General features: G+C 70.1%; 12 protein-coding genes. 9 read left to right on the top strand and 3 right to left on the bottom strand.

From position 1 onward, the window contains the following. Positions 1–1,850 (bottom strand): aminopeptidase N (gene pepN / locus UK12_RS06760; RefSeq protein ID WP_045300652.1); only part of this gene is annotated, 1,850 nt, incomplete at its 3' end. A gap of 299 nt (positions 1,851–2,149) precedes the next feature. Here pepN and UK12_RS06755 point away from each other — a divergent pair. The 9 genes from UK12_RS06755 (at position 2,150) to UK12_RS36355 (ending at position 17,740) form a co-directional block, all read left to right on the top strand. Beyond that, positions 2,150–3,352 carry an ROK family transcriptional regulator gene (locus UK12_RS06755; RefSeq protein WP_197084611.1) on the top strand — a complete coding sequence of 401 codons (1,203 nt, stop codon included), beginning with the start codon at positions 2,150–2,152 and terminating at the stop codon, positions 3,350–3,352. Between the two features lie 178 nt (positions 3,353–3,530). Continuing rightward, entirely contained in the window at positions 3,531–4,625 is a 1,095-nt protein-coding gene (locus UK12_RS06750; RefSeq protein ID WP_045300650.1) for a sugar ABC transporter substrate-binding protein, read from the top strand. Between the two features lie 201 nt (positions 4,626–4,826). Further along, entirely contained in the window at positions 4,827–5,606 is a 780-nt protein-coding gene (locus UK12_RS06745) for an ATP-binding cassette domain-containing protein (protein ID WP_045300648.1), read from the top strand. Then, entirely contained in the window at positions 5,603–6,991 is a 1,389-nt protein-coding gene (locus UK12_RS06740; protein ID WP_082119370.1) for a sugar ABC transporter permease, read from the top strand. The genes UK12_RS06745 and UK12_RS06740 overlap by 4 nt, the downstream gene beginning before the upstream one ends. A gap of 157 nt (positions 6,992–7,148) precedes the next feature. Continuing rightward, positions 7,149–8,072, top strand: a complete 924-nt coding sequence (locus UK12_RS06735) for a DUF4231 domain-containing protein (RefSeq protein WP_045300646.1) — start codon at positions 7,149–7,151, stop codon at positions 8,070–8,072. A gap of 294 nt (positions 8,073–8,366) precedes the next feature. Continuing rightward, on the top strand, positions 8,367–10,274 hold the full coding sequence (dxs, locus tag UK12_RS06730) for a 1-deoxy-D-xylulose-5-phosphate synthase (RefSeq protein WP_045300644.1): 1,908 nt from the start codon (positions 8,367–8,369) through the stop codon (positions 10,272–10,274). A gap of 151 nt (positions 10,275–10,425) precedes the next feature. Beyond that, on the top strand, positions 10,426–11,994 hold the full coding sequence (locus tag UK12_RS06725; RefSeq protein WP_197084610.1) for a glycosyltransferase family 39 protein: 1,569 nt from the start codon (positions 10,426–10,428) through the stop codon (positions 11,992–11,994). A 106-nt stretch (positions 11,995–12,100) separates the two neighbouring features. Beyond that, positions 12,101–13,327 carry a CDP-alcohol phosphatidyltransferase family protein gene (locus tag UK12_RS06720; RefSeq protein ID WP_197084609.1) on the top strand — a complete coding sequence of 409 codons (1,227 nt, stop codon included), beginning with the start codon at positions 12,101–12,103 and terminating at the stop codon, positions 13,325–13,327. A 27-nt stretch (positions 13,328–13,354) separates the two neighbouring features. Further along, positions 13,355–17,740, top strand: a complete 4,386-nt coding sequence (locus UK12_RS36355; RefSeq protein ID WP_052681648.1) for a bifunctional glycosyltransferase/CDP-glycerol:glycerophosphate glycerophosphotransferase — start codon at positions 13,355–13,357, stop codon at positions 17,738–17,740. Between the two features lie 29 nt (positions 17,741–17,769). Here the strand turns inward: UK12_RS36355 and UK12_RS06710 are convergent, their stop codons facing one another. Next, a complete protein-coding gene (locus UK12_RS06710) occupies positions 17,770–19,455 on the bottom strand; it encodes an accessory Sec system protein Asp2 (protein WP_045300642.1) in 1,686 nt (561 codons plus the stop codon). A 154-nt stretch (positions 19,456–19,609) separates the two neighbouring features. Continuing rightward, positions 19,610–20,917, bottom strand: a complete 1,308-nt coding sequence (locus UK12_RS06705; RefSeq protein WP_156178573.1) for a phosphodiester glycosidase family protein — start codon at positions 20,915–20,917, stop codon at positions 19,610–19,612. Positions 20,918–20,926: the final 9 nt, after the last annotated feature.

Genomic DNA, 20,926 nt, shown 5'->3' with positions numbered 1-20,926 from the left:
TGGACCTGGCGCTGCACCGACTGGACCACGCCGATGTCGGTCTCCCGGGCCAGGCCGGAGAGGGCCAGCGCGAGGTAGTCGCGGGCGGCGAGCTCGCCGTCGCGGGTCATGTCCCAGGCGGAGGCCCAGCACAGCGCGCGCGGCAGCGAGTCGGTGAAGCCGCCGAGGTGCTCGGTGACGACCGCGAGCGAGTCCTCGTCGAGGCGGACCTTGGCGTAGGAGAGGTCGTCGTCGTTGAGCAGCAGCACGGCGGGCCGGTGCGCGCCGACCAGCTGCGGGACCTCGGTGCGCGGGCCGTCGACGTCCAGCTCGATCCGGTCGACCCGGATCAGCTTGCCGTCCTTCAGCTCGTACGCGCCGATGGCGATCCGGTGCGGGCGCAGCACGGCCTCGCCCTTGGCGCCAGCCGGCAGCGCGGGCGCCTCCTGGATGACGGTGAAGGACTCGATCTGCCCGTCGGAGTTGAGGGTGATCTCGGGGCGCAGCACGTTGATGCCGGCGGTCTCCAGCCAGGCCTTCGACCAGGTCTTCAGGTCGCGGCCGCTGGCCTTCTCCAGGGCGCCGAGCAGGTCGCTGAGGCGGGTGTTGCCCCAGGCGTGGGCCTTGAAGTACGCCTGGACGCCCTTGAAGAAGGCGTCCTGGCCGACGTAGGCGACCAGCTGCTTGAGCACCGAGGCGCCCTTGGCGTAGGTGATGCCGTCGAAGTTGACCTGGACGTCCTCCAGGTCGTTGATCTCCGCCATGATCGGGTGGGTGGACGGCAGCTGGTCCTGCCGGTACGCCCAGGTCTTCATCTGGTTGGCGAAGGTGGTCCAGGAGTGCGGCCAGCGGGAACCGGCGGCCTCGGCCTGGCAGACGGTCTCGGCGTAGGTGGCGAACGACTCGTTGAGCCAGAGGTCGTTCCACCACTCCATGGTGACCAGGTCGCCGAACCACATGTGGGCCAGCTCGTGCAGGACCGTCGCGGCCCGCGCCTCGTACGCCGCGTCGGTCACCTTGGACCGGAAGACGTACTGGTCGCGCAGGGTGACGGCGCCCGCGTTCTCCATCGCGCCGGCGTTGAACTCCGGGACGAACAGCTGGTCGTACTTGGCGAAGGGGTACGCGAAGTCGAACTTCTCCTGGAAGTAGTCGAAGCCCTGCTTGGTGACCGCGAAGATCGCCTCGGCGTCCAGGAACTCGCGCAGCGAGGGGCGGCAGTAGACGCCCAGCGGGACCTTCTGGTCGCCCTTCTCGTAGGCGTCGAAGACACCGACGTAGGGGCCGGCGATCAGCGCGGTGATGTAGGAGGACATCCGGGCGGTCGGCTCGAAGTGCCAGACCTGGGTCTTCCCTTCGCCGACCGGGGTCGGGGTGGGGGAGTTGGAGACCACGACCCAGCCCTTGGGGGCGGTCACGGTGAACGTGAACGGGGCCTTCAGGTCGGGCTGTTCGAAGGAGGCGAAGACGCGGCGGGCGTCCGGGACCTCGAACTGGGTGTAGAGGTAGGTCTCGCCGTCCACCGGGTCGACGAAGCGGTGCAGGCCCTCACCGGTGTTGGTGTAGGCGCAGTCGGCGACGACGCGCAGCTCGTTCCGGGCCTTGAGCGAGGGCAGCGCGATCCGGCTGTCGGAGAAGTTCTCCAGCGGCAGCGACTCGCCGTTGAGCACGATCTCGGCGACGGTGGGCGCGACCAGGTCGATGAAGCTGGCGGCGCCTGGGGTGGCGGCGGTGAAACGGACCACGGTGGTGGACCGGAAGGTTCCGCCCTCGCGGGCCGAGCTCAGGTCGAGCTCGATGTCGTACGCGTCCACGTGGAGAAGCGCGGCCCGGGTGCGGGCCTCCTCGCGGGTCAAGTTGGTGCCAGGCACTCGCAGGACTCCTATCTCAGGCATGGATGCCTGGCATCTTCCCATGCCGGTGTCCGGGTCCCGCGCGGATATTCGCAGGCGAGGGGGCGGCTCAGCAGAGGTTTCCTAACGATCTGTCTTCGGCCTTGACGCGGTGACGGGCTGGTGGCCGAGCATAGAGTTCAGAAGTTGAAAGTGGGGCCCGGCGGAGGGTTCGGCACCCGAGGGTGACGACCGCCGCGGCCGCAACGGAGCTCCGCCGCAATGGCGCGGCAGGGGTGAGGGGACGGTCGAGTCCCCGGGCCCTGGAAGGGTGAATCATGTCGATGGACACACCGGGATCGCAGTCCTCGCTGCACCGGGCGAACCTCGAACGGGTGCTGCGAGCGGTCCGGATGGCGGGCTCGCTGACCCAGGCCGAGATCGCCCGGAGCACGGGGCTGTCGGCGGCCACGGTGTCCAACATCGTCCGGGAGCTCAAGGAGGGCGGCACCGTGGTGGTCGCCGACACCTCCTCCGGCGGCCGCCGGGCCCGCAGCGTCTCGCTCAGCGGGGACGCCGGGATCGTGGTGGGCGTCGACTTCGGCCACACCCACCTGCGGGTGGCCGTGGGCAATCTGGCGCACCGGGTGCTCGCCGAGGAGAGCGAGCCGATCGACGTCGACGTCTCCGCCCAGCAGGGCTTCGACCGGGCCGAGGCGCTGGTGGACCGGCTGCTGGCCCAGGCCGGATTCCGCTCCGACAAGGTGATCGGGGTGGGCCTGGGCGTACCGGGCCCGATCGACGTGGAGACCGGGGCGCTCGGCTCCACCGCGATCCTGCCCGGCTGGACGGGCATCGCCCCGGGCCGGGAGCTGTCCCAGCGGCTCGGCATGCCGGTGTACGTGGACAACGACGCCAACCTCGGCGCGCTGGGCGAGCTGGTCTGGGGCGCCGGGCGCGGGCTGAGCGACCTGGCGTACATCAAGGTGGCCAGCGGTGTCGGCGCGGGGCTGGTGATCAACGGTCAGATCTACCGGGGCCCCGGCGGGACGGCGGGCGAGATCGGGCACATCACCCTGGACGAGGCGGGTCCGGTCTGCCGCTGCGGCAACCGCGGGTGCCTGGAGACCTTCGTCGGGTCCCGCTACCTGCTCAACCTTTTGAACGCCAACCATCCGGGTGAACTGACGCTGACCAAGGTCGTACAACTGGCCGGCCAGGGCGATCTGGGCTGCCGCCGGGTGATCGCCGACGCCGGACGGCAGATCGGCACCGGTGTGGCCACCCTGTGCAACCTGCTCAACCCGCGCCGGATCATCCTCGGCGGCGATCTGGCCGAGGCCGGTGAGCTGGTGCTTTCCCCGATCCGGGACTCGGTGGCCCGGTACGCCATCCCGAGCGCGGCGCGTCAGCTCTCGGTGGTGCCGGGCACGTTGGGCGGCCGTGCGGAGGTGCTCGGGGCGCTCGCGCTGGTGATGAGCGAGATGGGCGAATCGGGCGCTATCCGGCAGTCGGGAGCCTCCGCGACGCTCCACGTCTGAGCGGGTCCCGAGGGCGGGCCGGGGCCGGTTGGTCTCGGCTTCGCCTTCAGGAAGATAACGAAAGGGTTCGGATGTCCGGTCTTCCGGTTTTACTTATTGACGTCAAGCGATCGGGCCGGGTTGACTCCCTTCCACCTCGCCGCAACGTTGCGGCTCTGTCAGGGAGGCACCCCCAACCATGAACGCAATGACGCGTCGCGCGGTCATCGGCACCGCCGCTGTCTCGATGGCTCTGACCATGGCCGCCTGTGGCAAGGCCGGCGGCGACAAGAAGGACAGCGCCTCCTCCGGTGACACCAAGTCGATCGGCCTGCTGCTTCCCGAGAACGCTTCCTCGACCCGGTACGAGTCCTTCGACAAGCCGTTCATCGAGGCCAAGGTCAAGGCGCTGTGCAGTGACTGCAACGTCAAGTACAGCAACGCCGAGGGTTCTGCCGCCAAGCAGAAGCAGCAGTTCGACACGCTGATCGCGCAGGGCGTGAAGGTCATCATCCTGGACGCCTTCGACGCGAAGTCCACCCAGCAGTGGGTGAAGGAAGCCGCGGACAAGAACGTCAAGGTCATTGCGTACGACCGGCTGGCCACCGGCCCGGTCTCCGCCTACGTCTCGTTCGACAACGAGAAGGTCGGCGAGCTGCAGGGCCAGGCCCTGGTCGACGCGCTGGGGGACAAGGCCGCCGACGCCAACGTCGTGATGATCAACGGTGACGACGCCGACCCGAACGCCGGTCAGTTCAAGGCCGGTGCGCACAAGGTGCTGGACAGCAAGGTCAAGAAGATCGTCTACGAGCAGTCCGGTGAGTGGAAGCCCACCGTGGCCGGCCAGAAGATCGGCGCCGCCATCACCCAGCTGACCAAGGACGGCTTCCAGGCCGTCTACTCGGCCAACGACGGCATGGCCGCCGCCATCATCACCCAGCTGAAGGCCTCCGGCATCACCGTGCCGGTGGGCGGTCAGGACGCGGGCCTCGACGCCATCCAGCGCATCGTCGCCGGCGACCAGACCTACACCATCTACAAGGCGTACAAGCCGCTCGCCGACAACGCCGCCGAGCTCGCCGTCGACCTGCTGCAGGGCAAGGACGTCAAGTCCGTCGCCACCTCCACCGCGGACAGCGACACCGACAAGGGCATCCCGGCCAAGCTGCTGGACGCCAAGGTCGTCACCAAGGCGAACATCAAGGACACCGTGATCGCCGACGGCCTCTACAAGGTGGGCGACATCTGCACCGCCGACTACGCCGACGCCTGCAAGGCCGCCGGCCTGCAGTAAGGCTTCCGGCCGTAGCAGTACCAGCGGTTCGGGAGGCGCCCCCGACCCCCTCCGGGGACGCCTCCCACCGTGCACGGCGTGCAGAACCCCGCCGTGCCCGTTCATTTCTCGTACTACCCCTTCGCGCCCGGGTCGGCGCGCGGCAGGCCGTGCCACCGCCGAATGTAGAGCCAGCGGCACGGAACGAAGGAGTTGGTTCACGTGACAGGCGCACCCGTACTGGCGTTGCGCGGGGTCTCCAAGCGCTTCGGCGCTGTCCAGGCGCTCACCGACGTCCACCTCGAGGTGCACGCGGGTGAGGTGGTCGCCCTGGTCGGCGACAACGGCGCCGGAAAGTCCACGCTGGTGAAGACCATCGCGGGCGTCCACCCGATCGACGAGGGCTCGATCGAGTGGGAGGGCAGGCAGGTCGACATCAACCGGCCGCACGACGCCCAGTCGCTCGGTGTCGCGACCGTCTACCAGGACCTCGCGCTCTGCGACAACCTCGACGTGGTCGGCAACCTCTTCCTCGGCCGCGAGCTGCGCCGCTTCGGCACGCTCGACGAGGTCGCGATGGAGAAGCGGGCCAAGGAGCTGCTCGACACCCTGTCGATCCGCATCCCCAGTGTCCGGATCCCGATCGCCGCGCTCTCCGGCGGCCAGCGCCAGGTGGTGGCCATCGCCCGCGCCCTGGTCGGTGACCCGAAGATCGTCATCCTGGACGAGCCCACCGCCGCCCTCGGCGTGGAGCAGACCGCCCAGGTGCTCGACCTGGTCGAGCGGCTGCGCGAGCGCGGCCTCGGCGTCATCCTGATCAGCCACAACATGGCCGACGTCAAGGCCGTTGCGGACACCGTCGCGGTGCTCCGACTCGGCCGCAACAACGGCGTGTTCGAGGTGGCCACCACCTCGCACGAGGAGATCATCTCCGCCATCACCGGCGCCACCGAGAACGCGGTGACCCGGCGTCAGGCGCGTCTCGCGGAGGAAGCCAAGTGACCACCGACCCGACCACCACCTCGGCCGCCGAGGCGGCTGCCGAAGTCACCACAGCCGTCGAAGCCGCGGCAGCCACCACAGCCGTCGAAGCCGCGGCAGCCACCACAGCCGTCGAAGCCGCGGCCGACGGCCCGACGGACACCGCGCCCGCCGCAGCGGCCCCCGCGATCGACCCGCGCCTGCTGATCCGCGAGGCCGGATTCGCCGGCTACCTCGACGAGTTCAAGCGGCGGATGAAGAGCGGCGACCTGGGCTCCGTCCCGGTCGTGCTCGGCCTGATCCTGATCGCGGCGATCTTCCAGGGCCTCACCGGCAACTTCCTGAACCCGGACAACCTCACCAACATCACCAAGTGGATCGCCGGCCCCGGCCTGATCGCGGTGGGCATCGTCTTCGTCCTGCTGCTCGGTGAGATCGACCTCTCGCTCGGCTCGGTGGCCGGTGTCTCGGCCGCCATCGCCTCGGTGGTCTCGGTCCGCTCCGGGGTGAACGAGTGGCTGGCCATCCTGATCGCGATCGGCGCCGCCGTCGGCATGGGCGCCCTGCACGGCTTCTTCTTCGCCAAGATCGGCGTGCCCTCGTTCGTGGTCACCCTCGCGGGTCTGCTGACCTGGAGCGGTCTGCAGATGTACGTGCTCGGCGACAAGGGCACCGTCAACCTGATCAACGACGGTGTGATCGCCAACCTGGACACCTACTTCCTCGGTGACGGCGACGTCTTCTACGCCTGGGCGCTGGCGGTCCTCGGGACCGTGCTCTTCGCGGCCGGCCAGCTGCTGGACCACCGCCGCCGCACGGCGGCCGGGCTGCCCGCCCGCCCGATGAGCGAGATCTGGCTGCGCACCGGCGTGGTCGCGGTGATCTCCCTGGTCGCGGCGTACGTGCTGAACCAGAACCAGGGCCTGCCGCTGCCGCTGGTGATCTTCCTCGCGGTCGTCGTGATCGGTGACTTCGTGCTCCGCCGCACCTCCTACGGCCGGCAGATCTTCGCGGTCGGCGGTGGCGTCGAGGCGGCCCGCCGGGCGGGCATCAACGTGGACTGGGTGCGGATCTCGGTCTACATGATCTCGGCCGGCATGGCGGCCCTCGGCGGTCTGTTCATCGCCTCCCAGCAGGGCTCCGGCGACAAGCTGCTGGGCAGCGGCAACGTCCTGATGAACTCCATCGCGGCGGTCGTCATCGGCGGCACCAGCCTCTTCGGTGGCCGGGGCAAGACCTGGTCGGCGCTGCTCGGCATCCTGGTGATCCAGTCGATCATCACCGGCCTGGACCTGGTGCACGTCAACCAGTCCATCCAGTACATGATCACGGGTGCGGTGCTGCTGGGCGCCGTCGTCCTGGACTCGGTCTCCCGGCGGACGCAGAAGTCCGCAGGTCGAGGCTGACACCGGGGGAGCGTGCGGGCTCCCCTCGACGGGCCGTGGGTCGTACCGACCTGCGGCCCGTCCTGCTGTGCTCGCTCGACTGTCCGAAAACCATGCTGTGTACGGGAGTTGAGGTTGGGCATACTGCCCGCTGACGGGGTGCGAGGGGGGAGCGGCGATGGTGCAGCAGGATCCGCCCGGCAGCGGCGAGGCCGAACTGCTGCCCGAACCGTTCTGGACGGCCGACCGGGCGTCGATCGAGGGCCAGCAGCGGACCCTGCGCTGGTACCGCTGGCAGATCCTGCTGCTGGTCGCCGCCGCGGTGGTCAGCGTGCTGCCGGGCTCGCACCGCGACGGCGGCGGGGACGCCACCCCGCTGGTCTCGGTCGCCGCCTTCCTGGGCGCGGGCTACTTCTGGTACCGCCTGCGCACCACCAACCCGCAGGGCCGCTGGTACGAGGCACGGGCCGCCGCCGAGTCGGTCAAGACGCTGGCCTGGAAGTACGCGGTCCGGGCGCAGCCCTTCGAGGGCCCCGCCGACTCGCTGGAGGCGGAGAGCCGCTACCGGCTCCAGCTGGCCGACGTGCTGCGGGCCTTCGAGGACCCGGAGATCGTGCCGCCCGGCACGCAGGCGGAGATCTCCGACGAGATGCGGCAGTTGCGGGCCGCCGCGCTGACGGTCCGGCGGACCAGGTACCTGCGGGCGCGGGTGGACGGCCAGCGCCTGTGGTACCGCTCGCGGGCCGAGGCCTGTGAGTCGCAGGCGGTGTCCTGGGGGCTGGTCACGGTGGCCCTGATGATCGTCGGCGGTGCGGCCGCGGTGGCCCAGGTGGCGGGTGCGCTCTCGGTGCAGGCGTTCGGCGCCTGTGCGGCGGCTGCGGCGGCGGTGATCGCCTGGACCCAGCTCAAGCAGCTGCGGCCGCTGGCCGCGGCCTACCTGCTGGCGGCCCGGGAGCTGGAGATCGTCTCCGGGCAGCTCTCCGCCATGGACCTCAACGCGGAGGACTCCGAGTCCACTTGGGCCAAGCTGGCGGCCGACGCCGAGGAGGCGGTCTCCCGCGAGCACACCACCTGGCGCGCCCGCCGGGCCTTCCCCCGCTGAGGCGCCCGCCCAGGGCGCGACCAGGGGCGCGGGGCACGCTTCCCCGTGCCCCCGACCGCGTCCGCTCCGCTGCGGGCCGCTGCCGGTCGCGTCCCGGAGCCCGGGGAGGGCGTAAAATCAGCGGCTTGGGCTTCGAAGGGCAGAAGGTGCACGGCCCGCCGCAGAAGTCCGAGTTGTGGACATTAGACTCGACCAGCCGGGCGTGGCGGAACTCGCCGAGCGCGCCGGCACCAACGGGCAGCGAGGCCCGTCGGGCCCGAGAGGGCCTGAGACCCTTTGAACGAGGAGGAACGGGTGGCCCTGCTGACCCGCATTCGGGGACCGCGCGATCTCGACCGGCTCACCGGGCCGCAGCTGGCCGCGCTGGCCCAGGAGATCCGCAGCTTCCTGGTCGAAGAGGTCTCCAAGACGGGCGGCCACCTCGGGCCGAACCTGGGCGTGGTGGAACTCACCATCGCGATGCACCGGGTCTTCGACTCGCCGCGCGACCGCATCCTCTTCGACACCGGTCACCAGAGCTACGTCCACAAGCTGCTCACCGGCCGCCAGGACTTCTCCCGGCTGAAGATGAAGGGCGGCCTCTCCGGCTACCCGTCCCGGGCCGAGTCCGAGCACGACGTGATCGAGAACTCACACGCCTCCACCGTGCTCGGCTACGCCGACGGCCTGGCCAAGGCCAACAAGCTCCAGGGTCACAAGGACCGCCCGGTAGTCGCCGTGATCGGTGACGGCGCGCTCACCGGCGGCATGGCCTGGGAGGCGCTCAACAACATCGCGGACTGCAAGGACCTGCCGGTCGTCATCGTCGTCAACGACAACGAGCGCTCGTACTCGCCGACCATCGGCGGCCTGGCCAACCACCTCGCGACGCTGCGCACCACGCAGAACTACGAGCGCTTCCTGACCTGGGGCAAGGAGGCGCTGCAGCGCACCCCCGTGGTCGGCCAGTCGCTCTTCGAGACCCTGCACGGCGCCAAGAAGGGCCTGAAGGACTTCATCGCCCCGCAGGGCATGTTCGAGGACCTGGGCCTGAAGTACATCGGCCCGATCGACGGCCACGACCTGGCGGCGCTGGAGTCGGCCTTCACCAAGGCGCGCGGCTTCGGCGGCCCGGTGATCGTGCACTGCCTCACCGAGAAGGGCCGCGGCTACCACGCCGCCGAGCAGAACGACGAGGACCGCTTCCACGCGGTGGGCGTGATCCACCCGGAGACCGGTCTGCCGATCAAGAGCTCGGGCAAGGACTGGACCTCGGTCTTCGGCGAGGAGATGGTCGCCCTCGGCCGCGAGCGCAAGGACATCGTGGCGATCACCGCCGCGATGCTGCACCCGGTGGGCCTGGCCCCGTTCGCCAAGGCGTACCCGGACCGGATCTTCGACGTCGGCATCGCCGAGCAGCACGCCGCCGTCTCGGCCGCGGGCCTGGCCACCAACGGCCTGCACCCGGTGGTCGCGGTCTACGCGACCTTCCTGAACCGGGCCTTCGACCAGGTGCTGATGGACGTCGCCCTGCACCGGCTGGGCGTCACCTTCGTGCTCGACCGCGCGGGTGTCACCGGCACCGACGGCGCCTCGCACAACGGCATGTGGGACATGTCGATCCTGCAGGTCGTCCCGGGTCTGCGGCTCGCCGCGCCGCGCGACGCCGACCAGGTCCGCGCCCAGCTGCGGGAGGCCGTCGAGGTCGGGGACGCGCCCACCGTGGTCCGCTACTCCAAGGGCACGGTCGGCCCCGCGGTCCCCGCCCTGGGCCGGATCGGCGGCATGGACGTGCTGCGCGAGAACGGCGAGGGCACCGACGGCAGGCGGGCCGACGTCCTGATCGTCTCGGTCGGCGCGATGGCCACCATGTGCCTGGAGGCCGCCGAGCTGCTGTCCGCCCAGGGCATCACCACCACCGTGGTGGACCCGCGCTGGGTCAAGCCGGTGGACGCGGCCCTGCCGGGGCTGGCCGCCGAGCACCGGATGGTCGTCACGGTCGAGGACAACGGCCGGGCCGGCGGCGTCGGCTCGGCGATCTCCCAGGCGCTGCGCGACGCGGGGGTGGACCTGCCGCTGCGCGACTTCGGCATCCCGCAGGAGTTCCTCGACCACGCCAAGCGCGAGGAGATCCTGGCCGAGATCGGCCTGACCGCCCCGGACATCGCCCGCAAGGTCACCGAGACGGTGGCCCGGCTCGACCAGGTGAGCGTCGAGGCGTGACGAAGGACACAGCGCGGCCGGTTCGATGACACCCGATCGAGCAGGGACACATCAAACGACTGTCGGATGATCCGAACCAAAGACGGGACCGGCGCCACCGGCGTCGGTCCCGCCGGGTAGTTTGTCACCTGTGCTTGACTCCCCCACACGTGTGGCACCGGCCGACCGCCTGACCGACCGCCTGGACCGGCGGCTGCTCGGGCGCGTCCGCGCGGGCTACTGGACCAGGGTCGTTCCGGTGCTGGCCCTGCTGGCGGTGGTCACCCACATCCCCTCCTTCCTCCGCCCGGTCTGGAGCCCCGACGAGGGCTACCTGGCCACCCAGGCCAGGATGCTGGCCGACGGCGGAGTGCTGTACGACACCGTGGTGGACCGCAAGCCCCCGCTGCTGCCCTGGCTGTACGAGGCCTGCTTCGCGGTCTTCGGGTCGCTCTCGCTCTGGCCGCTGCGCGTCCTGGCGATCGTGGCGCACCTGGTCACGGCCGTCCTGCTGGCCTCGCTGGCCCGTGGCCGCTGGGGTTCCGCTCCTCGTCGCTCTTCGCTTTCGGCGTCGGCGCGCCTTTCGGCTCGGGGCGATCGGGCGGGCGCGATCGCCGGAGCGCTGTACCTGCTGGTCTCCATCGGGCTCTCCCCCGAGGACACCCAGGCGGCGACCTTCGAGGTCTTCATGCTCCCCGCCATGGTGGCCGCCTTCCGCTACGCCGAGCGGCGGCGCTGGCTGGCGGCCGGGATCGCGGTCGCGCTCTGCTCGCTCACCAAGCAGACCGGCGGGGCGGTGCTGATGGCCGTGCTCTGGATGCTCTGGCAGGACGCCCGGCACCGCGGGGTGGCCTGGAAGCCCGCCCTGTTCAAGGTCTGCTTCGGCTTCGCGCTGCCGATAGCGCTGGTCGCGGTGATCCTCACCAAGCCCAAGGGCTTCCTGTTCTGGGTGGTCACCGGCAGCGGCGACTACGCCTCGCTGGACGGCGCCTGGCTGCAGATGCTCGGCCGGGCCTTCGGCAACGCGGGCATCCTGCTGGCCGCCGGTCTCGGCTTCCTGGCCCCGGTGGGCCGCCGGCTCTGGCTGAGGTACCGGGGCCGTCCGGTGGCCGAGCGGCCGGACGAGGCGCACGGCTCGACCGGCGACCTGTGGATCTGGCTGCTCTCCTCGGTGATCGCGGTGAGCACCGGCTTCCACTTCTTCGGGCACTACTACCTGCAGCTGATGCCGCCGCTGGTGCTGCTCGGGGTGGGCGCGGTGTGCACCTCGCAGATCCGCTGGCGGCCGGTGCTGGTGTACACCACGGTCGCGGCGACGGTGTTCTGGGGCCTGGCCCTGTTCTGGCCGGGCCAGAAGCTGACCCACACCACCGAGGTCGCCACCACGATCGCCAAGCAGACCACGCCCAAGGACACCGTGCTGGTCTGGGGCATGCACCCGGAGCTGTACTGGCTGGCCGACCGCCGTCCGGTCACCCGCTATCTGACGGCGGGTTTCCTGACCAACTACAGCGGCGGCAAGGACAGCAGCCAGAACGTCGGCGAGCAGTACAGCGTGGCCGACGCCTGGCAGACCTTCGATCAGGAGCTCTCCAAGGGGCTGCCCGAGGTGGTGGTGGACGACTCCGGTCGCGCGCCCTACCAGCCGGTCCTGGTGCCGAGGATCGAGAGTCTGCTGGACAGCAGGTACGAGGTGGTCGCGGTGAATGCGGACACCGTCATCTACCGCCTCAAGAAGTGACAAATCGGTAGTTTGCCGGGTGATGGTGCGTGACCATTCCTTGGCAATGCCGTATTCAAGCGGACATCGCCGACCGGTAATCTGTTCATGAGATCATGATGAGCTCATGGCGCCAGACCCAGCGACCCACACCGCGATCCGGGCCAGCACGAAGTTCCAGGAAGGACCGTGGCGAGCGGTGGCGTTGGCCGGTGACATGAACGACGACTCCTCGGAGGCGCGGGTGGCGGGGCGGGGCTCGCACCGCAGAACCATGACCCTCGACGAGGTCAGGGACCGCACGCTGAAGAAGCGTGACGCCTGGTGGACCGTGGTCCTGGTGGACCCGGTGGCCACGCCGCTGGTCCGCTGGGTCGCCCGCCACACCCGGATCACCCCGAACCAGATCACCTGGGCCGCGCTGTTCCTCGGCCTCGGCTCGGCCTGGCTCTTCGCCCTCGGCGACCGCACCGCGCTGATCCTCGGCGCCGGGCTCTACCACCTCAGCTTCATCCTCGACTGCATGGACGGGAAGCTGGCCCGGCTCACCGGCAACGGCAGCATCTTCGGCGCCTGGCTGGACTACGTCTTCGACCGGATCCGGGTCGTCATCTGCGCGCTCTGCCTGATGGTCGGCCAGTTCCGGGACAACCCGACCGAGATGTACTTCTGGCTGGCCATCCTGGTCATCTTCCTCGACATGATCCGCTACGTGAACGCGCTGCAGATCTACAAGATGCGCCAGGGCATGCGGAAGAAGCTGGAGACCATCAGCGGCGGCAGCACCGACGGGGTCAGCGGCAAGTCGCTGCTCTTCATGGAGGACCTGCTCCGCGACAACCCCGAACTCGACACCGCCCAGCCCGAGATAGTCCAGGCCCAGGTGCACCTGGAGACCCAGGACGCCGAGATCGTCGACCTGCACCAGGGCTTCCGGAAGAACTTCCCCTGGTACATGCGGGCCCGCAACTTCCTCAAGCGGCACCGCATCCGCACCCATCTGATCAGCGGCATCGAGTTCCAGATGGGCGTCTTCATCGTCGCGCCGATCGTCGGCCGGATCGGTCTGGTCACCGTGGTGGTCTCGGTCGGCCTGTCGGTCTTCGAGCTCGCCATCCTGTACAAGTTCTGGCTCTCCACCAAGGACTTCGAGCAGACCATGGCCGACATGGCCCTGCGCAAGCGCCGCCGGGACCTGGAGATCGCCGCGGGCCTCCGCCCGCCGGACCGGTCCGTCGAGCCGAGGCAGGGGCAGCAGCCCGCCGACCCCCGGCCGCGGCAGGAACAGCAGCCCGTCCGGTCGTTCCAGGCGGAAGAGGACAGCCCGACCATGTACCTGCGCACGATCCGGTGAGCCACCTTGAGTCCGAGCACTGAGTATGTGACCTCCCCTGCCCCGGCCGTCTCGGTGGTGATCGCCGCCTACAACGCGGCGGGTACGGTCGGCCGGGCCATCCAGTCGGCCCAGCTCCAGACCCTCGACGCGATCGAGATCCTGGTGGTGGACGACTGCTCCGAGGACAACACCGTCGAACTGGTCCAGGGTTTCGCGCAGGCCGACCCGCGGATCCGGCTGATACCCCGCCAGGCCAACAGCGGCGGCGTCGGCGCCCCCCGCAACGACGGCGTCGCGGCGGCGACCGGCACCTACGTGCTGTTCCTGGACGCCGACGACGAACTGCCCAACAAGGCGTGCGAGGACCTGCTGGAGTCGGCGCTGCGCACCGGCGCCGACCTCACCCTCGGCCGCGCGGTCCGGGTCAACGTGGAGACCGGCGAACCCAAGCTCTGGGCCGCGGACCTGCACGCCGATCCCGAGGAGCGGCGGTTCGCCGGCATCCGGGACTACCCGGACCTGCTCACCGACCCGATCGCCGCCGCCAAGCTGTACCGCCGCGAGTACCTGCTGCGCGACAACGTCCGCTTCCCCGAGGGTGTCTTCTACGAGGACACCCTGTTCTCCACCGTGGCGTACGCCTGCGCCGACGGCATCACCGTCATCCCCAGGCCGGTCTACCGCTGGCTCTACGAGGTCAGCTCCGAGACCCCGTCCATCACCCGCAGGCTCGGCGAGATCCGCAGCATCGCCGACCGGGTCTGGGTGCACCGCAGAGCCGACGAGTTCCTGCTGGGCCGGGGCGCCTACGACCTGAAGATCCGTAAGGATCTCAAGTTCCTCTCCCACGACCTCAGGCTCTACATGGGCGTCCTGCGCAGCGGTGACGCCGAGTACCGGGCCGCCTTCCAGCGGATCGTGGCCGAGTACCTGGAGACCGTCACCCCCGAGGCGTACGAGCGCTGCGGGGTGATCGAGCGGATCCGGGCCTACTGCCTGCGGCAGGGGCTGCTGGACGCGGCGGTGGCCACCGCCGACTACGTCCAGCGCCGCTCGGTGGTCGCCAGCGACGTGCTCGAGCGCGACGGCAGGGTCTACTGGACCGCCGCCGGGCTGCACCTGCCGGAGGCCGAGCAGCAGCTGGACGCCACCCTGCTCGGCCTGCACACCGCCGCGTTCGCCGACGCGAAGCTGTTCAACCGGGTGACCCGCCTGGAGGTGGACGGCCAGCGGGTCGAGCTGGAGGGGGTGATCCTCAACCAGTTCGGCCGGATCGGCGCCAAGGACCAGCTGAGCCTCAAGGGCGTGGTCCGCAAGGGCAAGAGCGCCGCGCACGAGTACCCGGTCGAGCTGGTCTCGGTCGACTCCCGGGTGATCCGCTACCGGGCCGTCGTCGACATCGACGCCGTCGGCCGGGCGCTCAAGGCCGGCGGCCGGTGGAACTTCCTGATGCAGGTGCTCTGGAACGGCAAGCGCCACACCACCGCGCTGTGCATCCGCGGGCACGAGGTGGACGAGTACCGCTTCGAGGTCGGCAAGGCCCTCTTCGAGGCGTACGAGACGGTCAGCGGCAACCTCTGCCTGCGCACCGCCGCCGAGCACCTGGAGCTGGTCGCGGCGCGCAAGCGCTCCACCGTCGACTGGCAGTGGTTCACCCGCGAGCCGGGCGTCCCCGCGGTGCCGGAGGAGCCGGCGAAGTACACCGCGGCCATCGTGGTGCCCTGCCACAACGCCGAGGCCACCCTGCTGGACTGCCTCTGGTCGATCGGCGTGCAGCGCGGTATCGAACGCGCCCAGGTGATCCTGGTCGACGACGGCTCCACCGACGGCACGGCCGGGCTGCTGCACGCCTTCGCCGCCTACCGGTCCAACGTCACCGTGGTCACCCAGACCCGCCAGGGCGCCGGCGCGGCCCGCAACACGGGTCTCGGCAAGGTCAGCGCGCCCTGGGTGATGTTCGTGGACGCCGACGACATCCTCGGCAGGAACGCCCTGCACACCCTGCTGATGGCCGCCCGCCAGGACGTCGCCGACGTGATCATGGGTGATGTCGCACAGTTCCCGGTGCAGTCCACCACCCCGGCGCCCTGGCAGCGCTACTTCGGCAACGGTGACCGGGTGATCCGGAACCTCACCGACACCCCCTTCCTGCTCTTCGCCGACGGTATCGGCGGCAAGCTCTTCAAGACCCTCAAGCTGGCCGAGTACGGGCTGCGCTTCGGCGAGGGCCTGCACTTCGACGAGGCCTGGCTGGCCCTGCCCGCCCTGCTGCGGGCCCGCAAGATCAGCCTGGTGGACAAGGTGGTGCACCTGGAGCGGGTGGAGGAGAGGCGCGGATCCTTCCTCGACTCACCCTGGAACCACCCGCAGCGCTCCCGCGACCTGCTCCAACTCCACCTGGGACTGCTGGCGTTCACCGACCAGGACGAGCCGAAGGTCCGCGAGACGGTGTTCCGGATGGTGGTCCGCAACTACCAGCCGTACCTGCGCAGCCTGCACCGGATCATGAGCCGTCAGGCGCTCGCCGAGATCTTCCCCGCCGTCTGCGCCCAGTACGCACCGATCCCCGACGAGCTGATCGGGCAGTACGCGATCCAGCCGCAGTCCCGGCTGCTGCACTACGCCGCCAAGACCGGCAGCCTGGAGGTCTTCTGCGACCCGACCGAGCCGCCGAGGGACCGTCCGCAGCTCTACGCGGACGAGCGCGGGCTCTACCGCCAGCTGGCCGGGACCGGCACCGAGTGCGCCCTGCTGCGGGTCGACAAGCAGAGCGCGATCCTGGAGGCCGCCGAACCCGTCGACGGGGTCCTGCACTTCGAGGGCCTGCTGTCGATGACCGGCGTGGACCTCGCCGAGCCGCTGCTCAACCGCCTGGAACTGGTGCTGCGTTCGGCGCACGGTGAGGTCACCGCTCCGCTGGAGCAGGACTACCGGCGCGACCGCTGGCACGTCCGCAAGGAGAAGGACCTCTACGCTGGCTTCCACGCCCGGGTGCGGGACACCCACCTCGCCCAGGCCGGCGCGGGCCGGCAGGAGCTCTTCGTCCGGATCGACGACGGCGAGCACCGGGTGGACATCCCGGTCACCGCGCGCATGTCGCTGTACCGCTACAAGGGAGTCCACCGGGTCGGCCGGCGCAGGTACGAGCTGACCGTGGACGCGCACGGCACCGTCCGCCTCGACGTCCTCGCCGGCTCGGCCTTCGGCCGCCTGCCGGGCGCCCTCCGGCGCGGGGCGAGCCAGCTGCGCCGGAGCCTGCCGGGACGCAAGGGCTGGCGCACCAGGCTCGGCTACTGGCTGACCTACCCGCTGCTGCACCACCGCAACATCTGGATCATCGGCGAGCGCCAGGACACCGCGCAGGACAACGGCCTGCACTTCTTCCGCTGGATGCGCAGCAACAAGAGGCGCCGCAACGCCTACTACGTGATCGAGCGGACCAGTCCGGACTGGGGCAAGGTCAAGAAGTACGGCAAGGTGCTGGCCCACGGGTCCACCCGGCACCGGCTCTACCTGCTGCACGCCACCAACCTGATCAGCCCGTACGACCTGGAGGCGTACCTCACCCCGCGCGGCACCCACAAGCGCGCCTACCTGGCCACCTACGGCGACCTGCTGCGCTACAAGCGGGTCTTCCTGCAGCACGGTGTCATCTACAACGACGTCTCGCAGTCCGCCCAGCGGCACGTCACCAGCGTGGACATGTTCGTCACCTCGGCCGCCGCCGAGAACCGCTACATCGCCGAGGAGTTCGGCTACGGCACGAGGCGGGTGGCGCAGACCGGTCTGCCGCGCTTCGACGCGCTGGAGCAGGTGCGCAAGGACCGGCGGATCCTGCTGATGCCCACCTGGCGCCGGGACATCGTGGCGCCCTCCTACAACCGGGCGGCCCAGCCGAAGATCCCGTTCGCCTCCTCGGAGTACTACCGCTTCTTCTCCGAGTTCATCAAGCACCCGCGCCTGCTCGCGGCGCTCGAACACTTCGGTGTGACGCTGGAGTTCTTCCCGCACTACGAGATCCGGCCGTACCTGCACCACTTCAGCACCGGCCACCCCTCGGTCGAGGTGGCCGACCCGGCCACCCGTGACGTGCAGGACGCCCTCAAGGAGTGCTCGCTGATGGTCACCGACTACTCGTCGGTGTTCTTCGACGTGGTCTACATGGGGACGCCGCTGGTCTACGTCCCCTTCGACTTCGACGAGTTCTACAGCAAGCACTACCGGCTCGGGTACCTGAACATCCTCAACGAGGGCTTCGGACCAGCGTGCCGCACGGTCGAGCACGCGGTGGACGAGGTGATCGCCTCGATGGCCGGCGGCTTCGTGATGCAGAGCCCGTACCGCGAGCGGGTGGAGGCCTTCTTCGGCCCCCGGGACACCCGCAACAGCGAGCGCGTCTTCCACGCGATCGAGGCGCTCAACAAGCGCTGAGCGCGGCGCGCCCCGGCGGCGCGCCGCCCTCAGGCCAGCGTGATCGCGCCGGCGGCGACCGAGAAGAGCGACCCGCCCCGGCTCATCGAGATGTGCACCTCGTACTCCCCGGTGGCGGCGTTCTTCAGGTCGATGCCCTTGTAGCCCGAGGTCGCGAAGTAGCCGAACTCGTAGTTGCCGTAGTCACCGCGCCGCACATGGGGCCGGACCACGGGCGCCTTGCGCGAGATCCCGAGCCGGTAGGAGTACGTCGCCCGGGCGTTGCGCAGCACCAGGTAGTACGTCGAGTGCCCGCGCTCGGCGGCCTCCAGGCCGTGGACGAAGAACACGCCCTCGACGTGGAAGATCCGTTCCTTCTGCCAGCTCTTCTCCATCGAGAAGGCGGTCTCCTGGGAGGAGTGGCCCACGATCGGCCGGCGGATCAGCCGCACCCCCTGCTCGTCCCCGACCAGGCAGACCTCGATCCCGCCGGTGGGCCGGCGCAGGTCGAAGGGCCGCTGGGCGACCAGCGGGGTACGGCGGTCGATCCCCTCGGCCGGACTGCTGACCCGCACCGACAGCTCGTACGAGCCGCCGGGTATGCCGTTCAGCGGTATCCCGGCCTTGTTCTCCGGCTCGAACCCGGCGTCGGGGTAGTCGCAGGCGTAGCGGTCGTAGTAGCGGCTGTAGGTGTACTTGGCCTCGGTCGCCGCGAGCGGGAACTCCAGCACCCGGCCGCCGCTCTCCAGGACCAGCTGCTTCACCGTCTGGACCGGCCCGTAGCCCGCGTCACCGGGGATGAAGGCATGGCCGCTGAGCTGGAGGTTGTTGCCGCGGATGTCCTGCTTCTGGAGCACCGCCAGCAGGGTCTCGGACCGGCGCAGTTCGGCGAGGAAGTGGTGCCGGCCGTGCTCGTCGACCGCCTGGTCGCCGTTCTCCAGGAAGCCGATCCGCGGCTGGGCCCCGTCGGTGAGGGCGGCCAGCACGCCGGAGATGATCGGCAGGTTGTAACCGGAGACCTCGCCGTGCTGGCGGACCATCGGGGAGTTGGTCCGGATGAGGTTGAAGTTGGCGCAGTTCCAGAACAGGTTGAGGTGGGGGTTGATCTCGGTCTCGTACTGTTCGTCCGCCTCGGAGGTGAACAGGTAGACGTTGTGCCCCTGGGCGCCGTAGGCCTTCAGCTGTTCGGTGATGGCGCCGTTGAGGGCGTCGACATGCTGCTGCGGCATGTCGGTGCCCATCATGTAGCGGCCGGTCACGGCGCGGTCCCTGACGTAGTCGCCGATCAGGAACTGCGGGACGACGGTGACGATGTTCCGGAAACCGTGCTTCAGCCCGTAGTACAGGGCCGCGCTGCCGCCCTTGGAGACGCCCAGCAGGCTGGCCTGGTCGCGGGTCAGGCCGAGTCCGGCCAGCGTGCGGTCGATCAGGTTCAGCACCGAGAACTCGATGTCGAACGACATGTCCCGGCACATGTAGTAGCTGTAGTGCTCGTCGAAGTGGTCGCGGATCCAGAGGATGTTGGCGCGCAGGTCGTTCAGCGAGCGTCCGGCGAAGTGGTAGCCGTTGGGGGCGTTGAAGCCGGAGAAGATGACGATCAGGTGCCGGGCGTCGCCGTCGGCGGGGCGGAACTTGTACTCCACCGGCACGGGTCCCGAGGTGTCGGTGCCGGACACCACGGCGCGCCGGTCGACCGTCGCCATGTTCGGCACGGGTGTGGGAAGTGCTGAGTTCATGGAATTGCCGGCCTGCCCCTGTAGACGTCCGCCTCCCCCGGGGAAGCCCCAGAAGTCTAAACCAGCGCCCGCTCGTACGGTCGACTCCGGAATCCGCCTGCCGAAGGCGACGGTTGACGCCCCGGGAACCCCGGCGCGGACCGGCGCGGCAAGCCTAGGCGGGGACGCCGTAGCCGCCGGGACCGACGTAGACCGAGTCGGCGACCGGGCGTTCGACGCCGTCCGACGGCTTGTTCACCAGTGAGCCGTCGACCACCAGGGTGGTCGAGCCGCCGCCGTCGATGTTCAGTGCGTCCGTCGCGTCCAGCGCCTCCAGCAGGGTGCCGAGCTGCTTGTAGTCCATCCCGGGGTGGTCGTCGTCGGCGTCGACGGTGACGATCAGGACCTTTCCCTCGCCGTCCACCCCGACCACCGTCCGGGCGTGCCGGTCGCCGCCGGAGCCGGTGTAGGCGCTCTTGCCGTCCTGACGCATGATCAGCCGCCCGGAGACCGCGAAGAGCGAGCGGCTGAGCGGGATCTCGTCGCCGAACCGGACGTCGGTCACCTTCTCGGTGAGGGTGAGCTGCTGGCCCGTCTGCGCATGCCTGGTCAGCCACTCGGCGCCCTGGCCGATGCCCTGGAGCACCCTGCCCCCGGCCGGGACGTCGGTACCGCCGCGCCCCTGCCGGAAGGAGAGCACCGTGCCGCTGTGGTCCAGCACCACCTCCACGCCCGGGTCGGCGGCGGCCGGCGCCTCGGAGCCGGCCAGCGGCGCCGGGGTGGGGATGCCGAACTCCGGGGTGAAGAGCACGATCTCGTCCGGGTCGGTGAAGACCTGGCTGCCCGGGTCGGCCTCCAGGTCGCCCTGGAAGCCGATCGCGCGGTCGCCCTTGCGGGAGACGGGCATCTCCCACGGGATCCGCCCCGGATGCCGGTTGATGCCGTGCACCTCGGTGGTCGCCCCGGGAGCGGCCAGCGTGATGTCGGTCTTCAGCGTGGTGATGTACGGGCGGCCGTGCTGCAGCAGCAGCACACCGCCGCCGCTCGCCTCGCTCAGCAGCGCACCGCCCTGGATCGAGACGCCCTCCGGGTCGCCCTCGGGGAGGTTGTACTTCTTCATCAGGTCGTCGTCGAAGAAGCTGCCGTTGACCCCGGCGAGCGCGGGCGGCGCCAGGTCGGGCCGGGAGAGCTGCCGGCTCACCGGCTCGGCGCTGCCGGCGGCCTCGCCCACCGTGCTGCGCAGGGTCAGCGGCGCCGCGTCCGGGTCGATCCGCAGCACGTTGACGGTCAGCCAGCTGTTGTCGCCGCCCGGGTAGGTGGTGCGGGTGAGACCCGGGGCGAGCACGGTGACGGCGGACGGCCGGCCCAGCAGGTCCTCGGCCCGGGCCGCCGAGGCGGGCGGTGGCGGCAGCACCCCGACCGCCGCCACCACCGCACCGGCCATGGCGAGTCGGCGCAGCCCGGCGGGAAAACGGGTACTCATCGGATCCTT

It is taken from the genome of Saccharothrix sp. ST-888, from assembly GCF_000955975.1.
Lineage (GTDB): Bacteria > Actinomycetota > Actinomycetes > Streptomycetales > Streptomycetaceae > Kitasatospora.
The sequence above is the reverse complement of the archived record's forward strand: the minus strand, read 5'-3'. Positions and strand labels throughout refer to the sequence as shown.

Coding starts and splice junctions, on each gene's coding strand:
- UK12_RS06755 (WP_197084611.1), top strand. CDS start 2,150: ATGTCGATGGACACACCGGGATCGCAGTCCTCGCTGCACCGGGCGAAC.
- UK12_RS06750 (WP_045300650.1), top strand. CDS start 3,531: ATGAACGCAATGACGCGTCGCGCGGTCATCGGCACCGCCGCTGTCTCG.
- UK12_RS06735 (WP_045300646.1), top strand. CDS start 7,149: ATGGTGCAGCAGGATCCGCCCGGCAGCGGCGAGGCCGAACTGCTGCCC.
- UK12_RS06720 (WP_197084609.1), top strand. CDS start 12,101: ATGGCGCCAGACCCAGCGACCCACACCGCGATCCGGGCCAGCACGAAG.
- UK12_RS06710 (WP_045300642.1), bottom strand. CDS start 19,455: ATGAACTCAGCACTTCCCACACCCGTGCCGAACATGGCGACGGTCGAC.
- UK12_RS06705 (WP_156178573.1), bottom strand. CDS start 20,917: ATGAGTACCCGTTTTCCCGCCGGGCTGCGCCGACTCGCCATGGCCGGT.